Here is a 15,305-nt window from a genome sequence, read left to right on the forward strand (position 1 = left end):
GCCGGGCGATTGATGTTGCAGGGATCACACTTTTCGTGGTCTTCTGAAACACGCTGCGACGTGAGCGACGGGCTCGGAGGCGGTAGCCTGCGTGACCACGCAGAGTCCCGGGAGCGTCGCGAATGCGCGCAGCGTGAGATGTCAGCGCTGACTCTCGCCCGCGGCCCCCGCTGATCAGGCTCGGTTCCGCCAGGTCGGGTTCGGCGCGCCAGGGTGAGGTAGGTGCGCGATGACGGCGACCACGGTCGACGGCTCCGCCGTCGTGATGAATCCGGACGGCCCCAGCGCCGCGGCGCGGCTGCTGCTGGCGACCTGCCGCGGCGTGGTGCGGCCGATGCTGCGGGTCGCCCCGATCACCCGGGCCACCATCCCGGTCGGCGCGTTCGCCATCGACGGGCTGGCCCGGTTGCGTCCCGCCCCGCACGGCATCGACCGCGAGCAGGTCCGTCTCGGCGGTTTCCGGATGGAGATCGTGCGCCCGTCCGGCGCGGCGCGGGCCCTGCGGCACGGCGCGGTGCTGTACATGCACGGCGGCGGCTTCGCGGTGTGCGGGCTGGAGACGCACCGGCCGGTCGCGGCCAGCTTGGCCAGGCGCATCGGTCTGCCGGTGGTCAATGTCGACTATCGCCAGCTGCCCGCGGGCAGCATCGGCCAATCGATCGAGGACTGCCTCACCGCCTACCGATGGCTGCTTCGGCACGGCGCCGATCCAGCGCGGATCGTCTTCGCCGGGGATTCCGCGGGCGGCTACCTGAGCTTCGCGACCGCGCTGCGCGCGATATCGGCCGGACTGCCCGCGCCCGCCGGACTGATCGGACTGAGCCCGCTGCTCGACCTGGACTACGCGGCCAAACGCGACTACGTCAACGTCGCGCGCGACCCGTACATCCCGCTGTCGGCGCTGGAGGCGGTCGTGAAACTCGGCGCGGAGATCGACGGCGCGCTCGATCCGCTGCTCTCGCCGGTCAACGGCGCGCTCACCGGACTGCCCCCGGTGCTGATGATCGCCGCCGAGGACGAGGTGCTGCGCTACGACTGCGAGCTGATGGCGCGGCGGCTCACCGCGGCGGGCGTGCCGCACGCGGTGGAGCTGTGGCGCGGCCAGGTGCACGCGTTCATGAGCATCGCCCCGAACCTGCCCGAATCCCGGGCGGCGCTCGGCCGGGTCGCGCGCTTCGTGCGCACCAGGTTCGAGCAGTTGGAGCAGGCTCGGACGGCCTGATCACGGTCGGCCGGACGAGTCGCATCCCGCCCCGGGTCGCGCCCGGGGCGGGATACTCGGCGCATTACCCCTCGGATAATCGACTCCGGCGCGGTGTTTCGGCAGGCTGAGGCCATGGTGGCTTTCGAGACGACCCCGCGCCGCACGACACTCGACCGAGCGCTTTCGGCGCTCGCCTACGGCCGCATCGCGCTGGGCGCTACCGCGCTCGCCGCTCCGGACACGGCGGCGCGCCTCGCGCTCACCCGGCCGACTCCCGAACTCCGTTACATGACCCGGATCTTCGGCGCCCGAGCCATCGCGCTCGGCCTCGGATACCTGACCGCCGCGCCCGGCGACCGGCCGCGCTGGCAGCGCCTCGCCCTGATGGTCGACGTGCTCGATACGACGAGCGGGTCGGCGCACCTGGTCCGCGGCGACATCCCTCGCGGCGTCGTCGCCGCGTTCGTCGGTCTCACCGGCGGCTACGCGACGATCGGCGCGCGCCGGTTCCTGCGTGACCGGCGCGCGCTCACCTCGCGGGGAACGGCGCGTTGATCGTGGTGAAGTACTGGGCGACCGCCGCGATCGCGACGGGCGCGGTCACGAACAGCTGACCGGCGACCGCGCCGAGCGGGCCGACCGTGGCGACGCCGCCGAGGCAGCCGACCACGGCCGCGGGCAGGAACGGCCCGAACAGTCCCGCGAGGGTGGCCGCGGCCACGGTCGCGCCGACGATGCCGCCGAGCACGCAGCCGACCGCCGCGCCGCCCAGGCCACCGAGCAGCGCGCCCATGCTCACCCCCAGGCCGATCGTGCTCGTCATCCGCGACCAGGCGGCCTGCTCGCGCTCGTACTCGGACTTCCACGGGGCCTTGTCCTCGAAGGGCAGGGCGACCGGCTCGTAGACGGCCTTGTCCATGGACAGCTGCGGGGTCAGAGTCGCGGTGCGGCCGGCGATCTCGGCGGCGATGGGGAACTCGAAATCGTCGACGCGGAACTTCAGCGGCGTGCCCGCGAGGACCGCGCCGTCGTCGGCCCTGATCTGGAGGACGTCGCCGGCGATCGCGAATGCCCCTGCGTCGAGGTCGATTACGGCGGCGTCGGGAGTGGCGCTCGCCGTGAAACCCACCTGCCCTGCCCCGGGGTGATCGGTCGCGGCGGCGGTGCCCGCGGTGCTCGCCACGACGGCGACCAGCAGCCAGGCGGTTGCGGCGAATTTCCTCATCAGCATTTGTCCGTATCCCTTATTCGCAGTGTGCCGGGAATTTCGCGGGGAAGTCGAAAACAATTGGTAACCTTGCGAATCGGTAATGTTAAGATTGTGTTCACTCGGTCACTGGTCCGCTCGAGCAATTCCCTGTTCGAGGCCGTTTGGTCTCCGGCTCCACGTCGACGTTAGAACCTGAACTTTTGTTCAGGTCAAGCGCGCGGTGGCTCGGAGCGTGTCTGGCGTCGAGCGGGTTGCGGGAAGTGTGCGTCGTGGCATGTCTGCGTGCGGGTAACGCCGCCAGGCACGCGAAAGCCCCGCCCGGTCGAACCGGGCGGGGCTTTCTGTTTCGCGACTCAGTCGCGCGTGTTCAGTTGTGCGGCAAGCCGTTCGGAATTACTTGGCCGGCGCCGGAGCCACGAACGGCTGGTTGATGGTGGTGAAGTACTGGATCGCAGCACCGATGGCCACCGGGGCGGTGACGAAGATCTGACCCGCGAGAGCACCCAGGGCGCCCACGGCCAGGATGCCGCCGATGCAGCCGAGGGCAGCGGCCGGGATGAACGGACCGAACAGGCCGACGATGGTGGCCGACGCGACGGTCGCGCCAGCGATGCCGCCGAGGACACAGCCGACGGCGCCGCCGCCGAGGCCGCCGACCAGGGTGCCGATGGTGGCGCCCATGCCGATGGTGTCCTTCATGCGGTTGAACGCGGCGAGCTCACGGTCGTACTCGTTCTTCCACGGCGCCTTGTCCTCGTAGGGCAGGGCGACCGGCTTGTACACGGCCTTGTCGACATCGAGCTGCGGGGTCAAGGTCGCGGTGCGGTCGGAGATCTCCGCGGCGATCGGGAACTCGAACTCGTCGACGCGGAACGTCAGCGGGGTTCCGGCGACAACTGTGCCATCGGCAGCCTTGACCTTCAGCGCGGCGTCTTCGACGACGAGCGAGCCCGAGTCGAGGGTGATGATCGACTGGGTGTCGGTGGACTTGGCGGTGAAGTTGATGGCGCCGGGCGCGGCCGGGGCCTCGGGGGCCGCGTTGACGGTGCCCGCGGTGACGCCGAGCGCGGCGATCAGCAGCGCCGACGTGGCGGCGAATTTCCTCATCAGCATTTTGTTTGGAACCTCGATGTGAAGCGTTCGGAGGGGACTAGACGATCGAAATCTAGACCAGCTAACGCGTGGTGAACCGGTTGTGACCGTTAATTCAAATTTTGTTCACCATCGCGACTCACAGCACTGTGCGTTTCCGGAAACGTACACGCGGAACAGGGTTTTCGGCGGCGAACCAAACCGGTCGTCACTTTCTACCGAAAAGTAGTGAGACGAAGGTCACAGGCGTGCTGTCAAGATCGCTCATACCTTTCATAGCCCACCGTCATAGAGCTCGCGACCCGATCCACGTAAAGTCGTGGGGTGCGATTGCTCGTAACCGGCGGTGCCGGCTTCATCGGTGCGAATTTCGTCCACCAGACCGTGGCCGAGCGACCCGACGCGACCGTAACCGTGTTGGACGCCCTGACCTACGCGGGTAACAAGGCGTCGCTCGAACCGGTCGCCGACCGAATCGATTTCGTGCACGGCGATATCGCCGATCTCGACCTGGTCGACGAACTGGTCAGCGGGGTCGACGCGGTGGTCCATTTCGCCGCCGAATCGCACAACGACAACTCGCTGACCGAGCCGTGGCCGTTCGTGCAGACCAATATCGTCGGCACCTACGCCCTTCTGCAGGCCGTGCGCCGCCACGACGTGCGCTACCACCACGTCTCCACCGACGAGGTGTACGGCGACCTCACCCCCGACGAGCCCGCCTTCACCGAGCGCACCCCGTACAACCCGTCCAGCCCGTACTCCGCGACGAAGGCGTCCAGCGATCTGCTGGTCCGGGCCTGGGCCCGCTCCTTCGGCGTACGCGCGACGCTGTCCAACTGCAGCAACAACTACGGGCCGTACCAGCACGTGGAGAAGTTCATCCCGCGCCAGATCACCAATCTGATCGACGGCGTGCGTCCCCGGCTCTACGGCGCGGGTCATCAGATCCGCGACTGGATCCACGTCGACGACCACAACCGGGCGGTCTGGGACATCCTCGACCGCGGCCGCGTCGGCCAGACCTACCTGATCGGCGCGAACGGCGAACTCGACAACAAGACCGTGGTGCGAATGTTGCTCGAGGCGTTCGATCGCGATCCCGACGATTTCGACCACGTCACCGACCGTCCCGGCCACGACCAGCGCTACGCGATCGACGCCACGCTGCTGCGCACCGAACTCGGCTGGGAGCCGCGCTACGCCGACTTCCGCGCGGGTCTGGCGGCCACCATCCAGTGGTACCGCGACAACGAATCCTGGTGGCGCCCGGACAAAGCCGCGACCGAACACGCCTACGCGGCGGCGGGCGAGCGGACCCTGGGCTCGGTGTGAACCGACCGGCCGCGCAGTACGCCGCCGCGTAGGCGGGAATTCAGCGCCGCGGTGCGGAAACAGTCGAGCGCTGCCGCGCAGAAATTCAGCGCAACGGTGCGGGGCGCGAGCGGGCGGGGATCAGCCCCAGACGATCGTGCTGTACTTCGCGACCGAGGCGATCAGCGCGACCGAGCTCGCGGCGACGATCGTGACGGCCGCGCCCCACGCCGGGGTCTTTCCCCGGGCGTCGGTGAGCCGCAACGGCATCCAGCGCAGCAGCGCCGCGAAGGCGATCAGCGCCAGCGGCACGAAGTAGCGGCCCTGCACGCCGTCGATGATGTAGTAGCCGACCGGCGTGAACGACATGTACAGCGTCACGTAGATCATCGCGACGCTGGCCGCCACGGTGAGCGCGACGATCAGCGTGCGCACGAACGTGGCGGTGCGCGGGTTCATCCGGTCCGCGATGCCGATGCTCAACGCGAAGGCGAGCAGGCAGGCCAGCACCGCGATGGCGGGTACGTCGATGTAGGCGAAGCCGAGTTCGCCGAAGAACTGGGTGAACCAGCGCTGATCGCGGTAGAAGATGCTGTCGCCGAAGACGTTCAGGAAGTGCAGCGGATCGCCGAGGATCTCGCCGAGTTGTTCACCGGGCTTGACGGTGTACCACTGGTGACGCGGGCGCATCAGGCTCATGCCGTCGCCGGTCGGCGCGGCGATCTTCATCCAGACCGCGAAGGCGAGCCCGCCCGCGCCGGCGAACGCCCACGGCACGAGTCGTCGCCAGGTGAAGCCGGAACCCGCCGCGGCGCCGAAGAACGCGAACCGGTCCACCGGAACCAGCACCACCAGCATGGCGAGCAGCACGTAGGTCGGCTTGCTGACCGGAAGCAGCACCGTCGCGCCGAGCAGGGCGACCGTCTCGGTGCGGGTCAGTCCGTTGCCGAGGAACAGCGCCTTGATCAGCAGCGCGGACACCATGATCGCCAAGGCGTTGGTGAGGGTGTCGGCGGTGACCGTGCCCGCCTGGAATACCGCGATCGGCAGCACGGCGACGGTGAACGCGAGCCACTGCACCCGGTGGGCGCGCAGCGCGTACAGGCCGAAACCGACCACGACCAGATAGCCGAGCAGACCCGCGAGCCTGGTCAGGGTCACCATCGCGCCCACGTCGAGGTCGAACAGCGCGGCGGCCCGGATGCCGACGGCGGCGGGCACATACGGCACGGGGGAGTAGGCGGCGGTGTTGGTGAACCAGACCGGCTCCATCGGCGAATCGACCTGGGCGCTCTTCAGCCGGTCGTACACGCCAGGATCGGACACCATCGCGCCCGGCTCTTCCGGGTTGTCCTGGTAGTCGCGGAACGAGTAGCCCATCAGTTCGTCGATGCTCGCGGGCACGTCGCCGCCGTAGGCCAGGCCGCGATCGTCCTGGATCCGCTGCGGCAGGAACCCGCCGTAGGCGACCTGATAGGCGCGGCCGAACTGGGTGATCTCGTCGTGGCCCCAGAACGGCGGGGTGAGCACAGCGAACAACGTGCCGAAGAGCGTGATGAGCACGGCGAAAGCGACAGTCGCCGCGCCGAAGCGAGTCACGATGGCGCGCCCGGCCTTTCGGACCGCGCCGGCCGACTTCGGAGCGGCGGCCGAATCCTGTTCGCGCGCAACGGCTTCGCCCTCGGGTGCGGGCGTCGCTTCAGTCCGGTCGGCCGGGCTCGCCGCGCCGTCCTCGGGGCCCGCCCCGTTGGGCGCCGCCGTGCCTGCTTCGGTCTTCTCGGTGGTGCCGCGATCGGCGGACGTGGTCACCGCGCGTTCCCACGGGTCTGCGCGTCACCGCCGTTTCGGAACGGGTCGTCGTCCGCGGCGACAGCCGAGTACCGCAGGTAGACCAGGCGCGCGGCCTCGTGCCGGGAACGGCGAATGCCGTCGAGGATCAGTCCCGCGGTCCAGGCCAGGCTGCCGAGCAGCAGCAGGGTGAAGCCGAGGAACAGGGTGGGGAAGCGGGGGACCTCGTGCGTCCTGGTGAATTCGATGACGATCGGGATCGTGAGCACGATGGAGATCAGCCAGCTCAGCGTGCCGAACAGCCCGTAGAACGCGACGGGTCGCTCGTGCCTGGCCAGGCCGACGATCAGCGCGAGGATCTTGAAACCGTCGTGATAGGTGCGCAGCTTGGATTCGCTGCCCGCCGGGCGATCGCGGAAGCCGACCGGCACGGCGGTCTGCGGCACCCGCAGGTGCAGCGAGTGCACGGTCAGTTCGGTCTCGATCTCGAACTCGCGGGAGACCGCGGGGAAGCTCTTGACGAAGCGGCGCGAGAACACCCGGAAACCGCTGAGCATGTCTTCGACGTTCTCGCCGAACACCTTGCCGACCACGCCGTTGAGCACCCGGTTGCCGGTCTCGTGGCCCGCGCGGTACGCGGTGCCGGTGGCGTCCTGCTTGCGCACGCCGAGCACGTGATCGTAGGGGCCGTCGAGCAGCGTCTTGATCATCCGCGGGGCGTCGCCCGCCTCGTAGGTGTCATCGCCGTCGATCATCAGGTAGACGTCGGCCTCGATGTCGGCGAAGGCCCGCCGCACCACGTTGCCCTTGCCCTTGGTGTGTTCCTGGCGGACGATCGCGCCTGCCTCGCGGGCGAGTTCGGAGGTCCGGTCGGTGCTCAGGTTGTCGTAAACGTAGACGACGATTCCCGGCACGGCGGCCTGGAGGTCGGCGACAACCTTGGCCACCGAGGCCTCTTCGTTGTGGCACGGGACCACGGCGGCAATACGAAGCTCGGTGGAGTCCACCCGGGGTCATTCCTCGATGTCGGCGTAATGGGGAACACCGGGAGGGTACATGGCTTGCGGCCTCCGGCGCGCACCCGAGGCATTCGGGTGCTGGGGTACCGTCGCCCGGTGTCTTCCCCCGAGCAGCCCGTGTCCGCTCCCGAGCGCTCCACTCGATCCGCGCAGGACGAACCCGCGCAGTCCGCGCCCGAGTCCGCCGTCACCGCCGCCGCGGGCGAGCCGCTGACCGCGAAGGTGGTCGGGGCGCTGCGCAAGGGCGCGGCCTTCCTGGTGGTCGGCGCGATCGGGTTCCTCGTCGACGCGGGCACCTACAACGCGCTGGTGTTCTGGGGCGGCGAAGGCGTGCTGTACCACGCGCCGCTGCCGGCCAAGATCATCGCGATCGCGGTCGCGACGGTGGTGACCTACTTCGGAAACAAGTGGTGGACCTTCGGTCATCAGCAGACCGGAAATCCGGCGCGGGAGTATCTGCTCTACGCGGTGTTCAACGTGGTCGCCATCGGCCTGCAACTGGGCTGCCTCGGCTTCTCCCGCTACGTGCTCGACCTGTCGAGCCCGCTGTCGGACAACATCTCGGGAACGCTCGTCGGCCAGATCGTCGCGGTGGTCTTCCGGTATTGGGCCTATGACAAGTTCGTCTTTACCGGCGAATCAGCAAACGATCAGCAACAATAGCGGGTGAGGTACCCCTGGTTGCTGGACGGGCGGCGTCCGACGTCGGTTGATATCCTCGCTCCCGCCGCGCACGGTATCCAGGGACGTGTCTGTCCCGTCGGCAATAAATGAGGATTTCGAGGACTTCATGGAGCAGTCGGCTACCCAGGCCGTTACCGAATCGAACGATCACGCCACGCCCGCTGCCGCGCCCGCTTCGCTGCGTGCCGATCACCGGGCCCCGGACAGGTTGGTCCTGCAGCGTGGCATCTTCACCGGTCCCTCGGCCAAGGTGAGCGACGAACTCTACGCGGTGGTCAAGGGGCGCTCGACGCGCGAACGACTCGCGTTGCACCTGGAGAAGGGCGCCACCGCCCACACCAACACCTACTTCGGCCGGTTCGCGGCCAGCTACTGGCAGCGCTGGACCATCGTCACCGAGGTCCGCGCCACGATGGTGCTCGACGTCACGAAGAAGGCCAGGATCAGGCTGGTCGCCTCGGACATCGCGGGCCACCGCAGGATCATCGACACCGCGACGGTCGACGCGAGCGGTCCGCTCACCATGACCGCGCCGCTGGACCAGTACGTCGACGGCGGCGCGATGTGGCTGGAGTTCGACGCCGACGGCGGTGAGCTCGGCATCTCCGAACTCACCTGGTCCTCCGTCGCTCCCGAGCGCATTCGCCCGGTGGCCATCGCGATCTGCACCTTCAACCGCGCCGCGGACTGCGCCGAGACGGTGGCCGCGCTGGCCTCCGACGCCACCGTGCTCGCCGCCATCGACGCGATCTACGTGGTGGACCAGGGCACCGACCTGGTGCAGGACCGGCCGAGGTACCAGGAGGTGCAGCCCGTCTTCGGTGACAAGCTGCGCTACATCCGTCAGCCGAACCTGGGCGGCGCGGGCGGCTTCACGCGCGGGCTCTACGAGGTCTCCGCGGTCAACGAGCACGCCGACGTCATCCTGATGGACGACGACATCCTCTGCGAACCGGAAACGGTGCTGCGGCTCAACGCCTTCGCCAACATGACGGTGGAACCGACGCTGGTCGGCGCGCAGATGCTGTTCCTGCTCAACCCCGACTACCTCAACGTCGGCGCCGAGGAAGTGCACCTGCACGACCTGCGGCACGGCCAGAAGGTGCCCAAGGCGCTGCGCAACACCAGCATGCTGAAGAAGAACCAGGAGCGCCGCGTCGACGCGGGCTACAACGCCTGGTGGACCTGCCTGATCCCGGCCGAGGTCGTCGCGCGGATCGGCCTGCCGATTCCGATCTTCTTCCAGTGGGACGACGTGGAGTACGGCGTGCGCGCGCGGGAGCACGGGTTCGTCACCGTCACGCTGCCCAACGCGGCGGTCTGGCACGCGGACTTCTACTGGAAGGACTACGACGACTGGGCGCGCTACTTCAGCACGCGCAACTCGCTCATCGTCGGAGCCATGCACGCCGAGCTGGACGGCAAGAAGATCACCAAGCAGCTGTTCCGCAATATCGCCGAGCACCTGGTCGCCATGCAGTACGGGCTGGTGCACACGACCTTGCAGGGCATCGAGGACTTCCTCGAGGGCCCGAAGGTGCTGCGCGACGGCGGTATCGCCGCGCTGGCCGCGGCCCGTACCAGCCGCGCCGACTACGGCGAGACGATCAAGCACCCGGCCGCGACGCCGCCGGTGCGCGCGGCCGACATCCAGTTGCGCCGGGCGCACGGCGAGCCGAGCCGGGAGGTGCTGGTGCTGGTCAAGCGCGCGATCAACCAGTGGTTCGGCCGCACCCAGCACGGCCTGATCGGGGTCACCCGCGAGGACGCGTACTGGTGGCACGTCTCGCTGTTCGATCACGTCGTGGTCACCGACGCCTCGCAGTCCGGCGTCCGGGTCAGGCAGCGCGACAAGGCCCGCGCCCGCGCGCTGCTGCGGCGCACGTTCCACGTCTTGCGCCGCCTGCGCAAGGAACTGCCCACCCTGCAAGAGCAGTACCGCGCCGCCATGCCCGAACTCACCAGCCGCGCGAACTGGGAGCGCCTCTACGGCATCAGCGACTGAGCTGGGCCGCGGCGTCGTCGTCCCGACGGCGCCGCCCCGGCGGTCACACCAATTCGGGTACGCGCAGGTGTGCGAGCGCCAGCTCGAATTCGCGGACTTCGGTCACTCGGATGCCCGCGTGCTTGGTGTTGGTCTCGCGCATCGCTGCGGCCTGCTCGCGGTTGCGGGCCATCGCCTCCGAGCTGTCGAAGGTGACGCTGGAGACGCCGCGCCCGGAGGCCCGGTCGACCATCAGGCTCGCGCTGCAGAAGCCCTCCAGGGTTTCCATCCCGGGCAGCGCGCGGGACTTGTAGGTGTCGATCGCGGTATCCACGCGATTCGGGTCGCCTTCCACCCAGATCGCGCGCACGCAGGCACCTTCTCGCGAGCGGTGGTCGCGGTGCAGAACGGCGATCTCCCACTCCTCGACTTCCGCGTTGCCGCCGAACATTTCGGCTACGCGCTCGCGGATCGGACGGACCCGGACCGCGCTGTCGTGCATCGCCTGCTCGGTTTCCCACGCCGTCGTCGCGATGCATTTCCCGGACTGCCGGTCGACGAGCAACGACAGCCCGATACAGCCTGGTATGCCCTCCAACGCGGGCATGGTTTCGTCGCGCACGTGCGCAATCCCGGCGTCTATCGAGGAGGATCGCGCGTGAATAGTGGTAGAACGTGCGAACACGGTCCACCTCCTCTGTGCTCGGGGCAGCGCCCCGGTGGCGCCACCGGTGCCTATCACACTTCTCCCCCCGCCTCTCCGAGGCAATAGGACCGCCCCGCCGCACAGACGTTTCGTGCGCCTCACCGGCGCGGCGGCCCTGTGACGCGCACGAAAGTTGTGTGCCGACCCAGGATCAGAGGAAAAGGTCGGTGGTGAGTTCGGCGTCGCCGGGGACCACGCGGTATTTGTCCAGTTCGGTGATGCCGTGCGCGGCGAGCACCTCGTCATCGATGAAGAAATTGCCGGTGGTCTTCTCGGCGGGCGAGGTGAGCACCAGGTAGGCGGAGTCGGCGTAGATGTCGGGGGTGCGCGAGGTGGCGACCATCTGCTCGCCGCCGAGCAGGTTGCGCACCGCGGCGGTGGCGATGGTGGTGCGCGGCCAGAGCGAGTTCACCCCGATGCCGTCGCCCTTCAGCTCTTCGGCGAGACCGAGCGTCGTCAGCGACATGCCGTACTTGGCGATGGTGTAGCCGAGCGAGCCGCCCGCCCACTTCGGGTCCAGGTTCAGCGGCGGAGAGAGGGTGAGGATGTGCGGATTGCGCCCGGCCTTCGCCGATTCGCGTAGGTGCGGCAGGCTCAGCTTGGCCAGCAGGAAGCTGCCCCGGCAGTTGATGTCCTGCATGAGGTCGTACTTCTTCATCGACAGCGCGTCGGTGTTCGACAGATCGATCGCCGAAGCGTTGTTCACGACGATGTCGATGCCGCCGAAGCGTTCCACGGTCCGGCGCACCGCCTCGGCTACCGAGTCGTCGATGCGCACGTCGCCGACGAACGGCAGCACCTGCCCGCCCGCCTCCTCGAGTTCCGCGGCCGCGGTGTGGATCGTGCCGGGGAGCTTGGGATGCGGCTGATCGGTCTTGGCGATCAACGTGATGTTGGCGCCGTCGGCCGCGGCGCGCTTGGCGATCTCCAGACCGATGCCGCGGCTGCCGCCCGACATGATCATCGTCTTGCCCGCCAGCGGCTTCGAACCCGGTTCCGTCATGGCCTGCTCCTGTCGTTCGTGCCGCGGACGAGGTGCGCCCGCGACGCCACGCCTTGCACGCTAAGCGTAACTCAGCCCCCTATGCAACCAGTTGCATAGGGGGCTGAGGGGTGGCCGTCGAATCACTCGTTCCCGGGCATGCGGCGAAGCACGACGCTCAGCGTCGCGACCCCCGCTCCCGATATATCTGGCGCTGCTGTTTTCTGATGCCGCGCCAGGCGCGATCGCGCTCGGCTTGCAACCGCTTGTCGACCCTGGCCGCCATCCAGGCGTTCTCCTTGGCGAGCTTGCGATAACTGTCGAAGCGGCGCTGGGAGAGCGCCCCCGTTTCGAGGGCATCGCGCACCGCGCAGCCGGGTTCGCTCTCGTGCGAGCAGTCGTCGAAACGGCATGCGGCGGCGAGCGATTCGATGTCGCTGAAGGTCTTCTCGAGCCCTTCGCTGGCGTCCCACAGGCCGATGCCGCGCAGCCCGGGGGTGTCGATCAGCGTCCCGCCGTTGGGCAACGGGCGCAACTCCCGGTGCACGGTGGTGTGCCTGCCCTTCTTGTCCACCGAGCGAACGGCGTTGGTGGCGAACACTTCCGCGCCGAGCAGCGCGTTGGCCAGCGTCGACTTGCCCGCGCCGGAGGGGCCGAGCAGCGCGACCGTCCCGTCCAGCACGGCGGTGAGCACGTCGATGCCGTACCCGCTGGCCGCGCTGACCGCGAGCACCGTGGCGCCCGGCGCGACGGCCTGCACCCCCTCGATCGGAACATCCTCCGCCGCATCGGCTTTGGTGAGCACGACGACCGGTTGCGCGTTGCTCTCCCAGGCCAGGGTGAGCAGCCGTTCGATCCGGCCGAGGTCCACGTCGCCGTCGGCGGGGGCGCAGATCAGCACGGTGTCGACATTGGTGGCCAGCACTTGGCCCTCGGACCGGCGTGAGGCCGTGGAACGCACGATCGCCGAGCGGCGCGGCAGCAACGCGCGCACATTGCGCTGCGCGTCGATGGTCACCCAGTCGCCGGTGCACAATCCGTTCGGCTCGGCATCCGCGCGCGGGCAGCGGGCCCGCGTCGAGCCGTCCGGCGTCGCGACCTCGCATTCGCTGCGATCCATCCGGATCACCCTGGCGGGCACGCAACCGTCATCGATGAGCGCGGCGTATTCGTTGGCTACGGCTTCCGTCCAGCCGTAAGGGACGAGCAGGTCGTAGTCGACCATGATGGGAAGAATCCATTCGTCGGGCGCCGAACCCGACCGAGGTTCAGCGAGGGGTAATAGAGGTGGAGTGCGGTGCGGCGGCACGCGGCAGCGCGGCGCGCACGGGCACGACAACCCGAACGTTCGTCGTCACGATCTCCACCTCCTCCCTTCTGATCTCACCCGGCTCGAACCGGGAACTCCCCGAACCTTGCCAGACCCCGATAGCCCCCGCAAGCGATTTATCGACCCCCGGCGATGGACCGCTTACTTGTCCGGCTTGCCGAACTGTTCGTTGCGTCCGAGCGAGCGCAGGTGGAACCATTCGCGCAGGCCTGCGGGGTCGCGGCGGGTGACGAGGAAGAACCAGGAGAAGCGAATCCACTCCTGCGGCAACAGTTTGCGCATACCGGGCTGGGCCATCAGATAGCCGCGGTTGCGGTAGGTGAAGTAGCGCTTCACCGGATCGTCGGGGTACTGGGTGTGCATCCGGCCGCCCAGGATCGGCTTGAATTCGGCGGCGCCGTTGGGATGCAGGTAGGCCGTCTGTAGGCAGGTGCCGAAGGGTAGGCCCGAGCGGACCAGCCTGCGGTGCACCTCGACCTCGTCGCCGCGCACGAACAGGCGTAGGTCGGGCACGCCGATCAGGTCGACCGCCTTCGCGGAGACGAGCGCGCCATTGAACAGCGACGCGATGCCGGGCAGGAAGTCCTCGTCGCCGAGCTCGGAACGCAGCCGCCGCCACACCACGCCGCGGCGCAGCGGGAAGGCCAGCCGGTCCGGGTCGTCGATATCACAGACCACCGGGGAGACCTCGGCGAGCCCGTGCCGGTTCGCGCAGTCGAGCAGGGTCGCCAGCACCTCGGCGCCCTCCGGTCGTCCGTCGTCGTCGGCCAGCCACACCCAGTCCGCGCCCTGGGTCAGCGCGTGCAGGATGCCGAGCGCGAAGCCGCCCGCGCCGCCGAGGTTGTGCGCCGAGCCCAGGTAGGTGGACTCGATCGGCTGCTGCTCGACCAGTTCGGCGACCTCGGGCTCGTTGCCGTTGTCCACCACGATGAGGTGATCGACCGGCCGGGACTGAGAGGTGACGACCTTCAGCGATTCGGCGAGCAGGTCACGACGCTTGTGGGTGACCACGACGGCGATGATGCGGGCGCCGGGACCGGTGTCGGTCGGCGTGTACACCCGCTCCGGTGCGGTCGAGTCGACCGGGGCCTGCGCCCCAGCGGTGATCGGGGCGTCTTGCCCGGTCGGCTCGTTCATGCGTTGTTTCGCTCCAGTTCTCGTGCGCTGTCCTCGGACTCTTCGGTCGCCGCCCGCTCCGCTGCCATTTCCTTCAGCACGGTCGCGACGTGGTTTCCGGCGTCCGGACCCTCGTACGCGCGCACCACCTCTTCGATGCCGCCGCGCAACCGGATCTGTCCGTGATCGATCCACAGCGCGGAATCGCAGAGCTGAGCGAGGAATTCGTTGGAATGGCTGGCGAATACCAGAATGCCAGAACGCGCGACGAGTTCCTGTAAACGCAGCCGGGCCTTCTTCATGAATTCCGCGTCGACCGCGCCGATACCCTCGTCCAGCAGCAGGATTTCCGGGTCGATGGAGGTGACGACACCCATCGCCAGCCGCACCCGCATACCGGTCGAATAGGTGCGCAACGGCATCTGCAAGTATTCGCCGAGCTCGGTGAACTCGGCGATCTCATCGATCTTGGCGAGCATCTGCTTGCGGGTCTGGCCGAGGAAGAGCCCGCGAATGATGATGTTCTCGTAGCCGGAGATCTCCGGGTCCATGCCGACGCCGAGGTCGAACACCGGCGCCACCCGCCCGCGAATGCGCGCACTGCCTCGGGACGGTTCGTAGATGCCCGAAAGCAGCCGCAGCAGCGTGGATTTCCCCGCGCCGTTGTGGCCGACCAGGCCGACCCGGTCGCCTTCCTTCAGCGACAGCGTGATGTCGCGCAGCGCTTCGACCACCACGACGTCGGATTGGTTGCGACCGATCGCGCCGCCCGCCTTGCCGAGGAACGCCTTTTTCAGAGACCGCGATTTGGCGTCGAAGATCGGGAACTCGACCCACGCCTGACGGGTTTCGATACTCACACGGCTCATCGCTGCG

Annotated in this window: 14 protein-coding genes; 5 read left to right on the top strand and 9 right to left on the bottom strand. The window is 68.4% G+C overall.

The genetic code is table 11. The annotated features are described in order from the left end of the window. Nucleotides 1-229: 229 nt before the first annotated feature. Together ACRWNM_RS11600 and ACRWNM_RS11605 are read left to right on the top strand one after the other, a co-directional pair. Entirely contained in the window at nt 230-1,222 is a 993-nt protein-coding gene (locus tag ACRWNM_RS11600; protein WP_431966456.1) for an alpha/beta hydrolase, read from the top strand. 114 nt (nt 1,223-1,336) lie between these two features. Further along, nucleotides 1,337-1,759, top strand: a complete 423-nt coding sequence (locus ACRWNM_RS11605) for a hypothetical protein (RefSeq protein ID WP_431966458.1) — start codon at nt 1,337-1,339, stop codon at nt 1,757-1,759. Here ACRWNM_RS11605 and ACRWNM_RS11610 read toward each other — a convergent pair. Both ACRWNM_RS11610 and ACRWNM_RS11615 read right to left on the bottom strand, forming a co-directional pair. Further along, nucleotides 1,734-2,435, bottom strand: coding sequence for a hypothetical protein (locus ACRWNM_RS11610; protein ID WP_431966460.1), 702 nt, complete (start codon nt 2,433-2,435; stop codon nt 1,734-1,736). The two genes, ACRWNM_RS11605 and ACRWNM_RS11610, sit on opposite strands and share 26 nt — an antisense overlap. A gap of 372 nt (nt 2,436-2,807) precedes the next feature. Continuing rightward, on the bottom strand, nt 2,808-3,527 hold the full coding sequence (locus ACRWNM_RS11615; RefSeq protein ID WP_431966462.1) for a hypothetical protein: 720 nt from the start codon (nt 3,525-3,527) through the stop codon (nt 2,808-2,810). 303 nt (nt 3,528-3,830) lie between these two features. On the opposite strand from ACRWNM_RS11615, the gene rfbB reads away from it, so the two are divergent. After that, nucleotides 3,831-4,841, top strand: a complete 1,011-nt coding sequence (rfbB, locus tag ACRWNM_RS11620; protein ID WP_431966464.1) for a dTDP-glucose 4,6-dehydratase — start codon at nt 3,831-3,833, stop codon at nt 4,839-4,841. A gap of 120 nt (nt 4,842-4,961) precedes the next feature. Here the strand turns inward: rfbB and ACRWNM_RS11625 are convergent, their stop codons facing one another. Next, nucleotides 4,962-6,629, bottom strand: coding sequence for a DUF2142 domain-containing protein (locus ACRWNM_RS11625; RefSeq protein ID WP_431966466.1), 1,668 nt, complete (start codon nt 6,627-6,629; stop codon nt 4,962-4,964). Then, nucleotides 6,626-7,615: a glycosyltransferase gene (locus tag ACRWNM_RS11630; protein ID WP_431966468.1), complete on the bottom strand. Its 990-nt coding sequence runs from the start codon at nt 7,613-7,615 to the stop codon at nt 6,626-6,628. Before ACRWNM_RS11630 ends, ACRWNM_RS11625 begins: the two co-directional genes overlap by 4 nt. Nucleotides 7,616-7,723: 108 nt before the next feature. Between ACRWNM_RS11630 and ACRWNM_RS11635 the strand changes: the two genes are divergently transcribed. Together ACRWNM_RS11635 and ACRWNM_RS11640 are read left to right on the top strand one after the other, a co-directional pair. Beyond that, nucleotides 7,724-8,290 carry a GtrA family protein gene (locus ACRWNM_RS11635; protein ID WP_431966470.1) on the top strand — a complete coding sequence of 189 codons (567 nt, stop codon included), beginning with the start codon at nt 7,724-7,726 and terminating at the stop codon, nt 8,288-8,290. Between the two features lie 127 nt (nt 8,291-8,417). Continuing rightward, entirely contained in the window at nt 8,418-10,316 is a 1,899-nt protein-coding gene (locus ACRWNM_RS11640) for a glycosyltransferase (RefSeq protein ID WP_431966472.1), read from the top strand. A gap of 43 nt (nt 10,317-10,359) precedes the next feature. On the opposite strand, the gene ACRWNM_RS11645 is transcribed toward ACRWNM_RS11640, so the two are convergent. The 5 genes from ACRWNM_RS11645 to wzt form a co-directional block, all read right to left on the bottom strand. Then, on the bottom strand, nt 10,360-10,980 hold the full coding sequence (locus ACRWNM_RS11645; protein ID WP_431966474.1) for a hypothetical protein: 621 nt from the start codon (nt 10,978-10,980) through the stop codon (nt 10,360-10,362). A gap of 172 nt (nt 10,981-11,152) precedes the next feature. Beyond that, nucleotides 11,153-12,004 (bottom strand): SDR family oxidoreductase, encoded by an 852-nt coding sequence (locus tag ACRWNM_RS11650; RefSeq protein ID WP_431966476.1) that lies wholly within the window; start codon nt 12,002-12,004, stop codon nt 11,153-11,155. A gap of 157 nt (nt 12,005-12,161) precedes the next feature. Then, nucleotides 12,162-13,208 (bottom strand): ribosome small subunit-dependent GTPase A, encoded by a 1,047-nt coding sequence (gene rsgA, locus ACRWNM_RS11655; protein ID WP_431966478.1) that lies wholly within the window; start codon nt 13,206-13,208, stop codon nt 12,162-12,164. 246 nt (nt 13,209-13,454) lie between these two features. Then, a complete protein-coding gene (glfT1, locus tag ACRWNM_RS11660; protein WP_431966480.1) occupies nt 13,455-14,450 on the bottom strand; it encodes a galactofuranosyltransferase GlfT1 in 996 nt (331 codons plus the stop codon). Further along, complete coding sequence (gene wzt, locus ACRWNM_RS11665; RefSeq protein ID WP_431966482.1) at nt 14,447-15,298, bottom strand: galactan export ABC transporter ATP-binding subunit Wzt/RfbE; 852 nt, start codon at nt 15,296-15,298, stop codon at nt 14,447-14,449. Before wzt ends, glfT1 begins: the two co-directional genes overlap by 4 nt. Between the last annotated feature and the right edge of the window lie 7 nt (nt 15,299-15,305).

Origin of the sequence: Nocardia sp. bgisy134 (assembly GCF_965341865.1) — a bacterium.
GTDB lineage: Bacteria > Actinomycetota > Actinomycetes > Mycobacteriales > Mycobacteriaceae > Nocardia.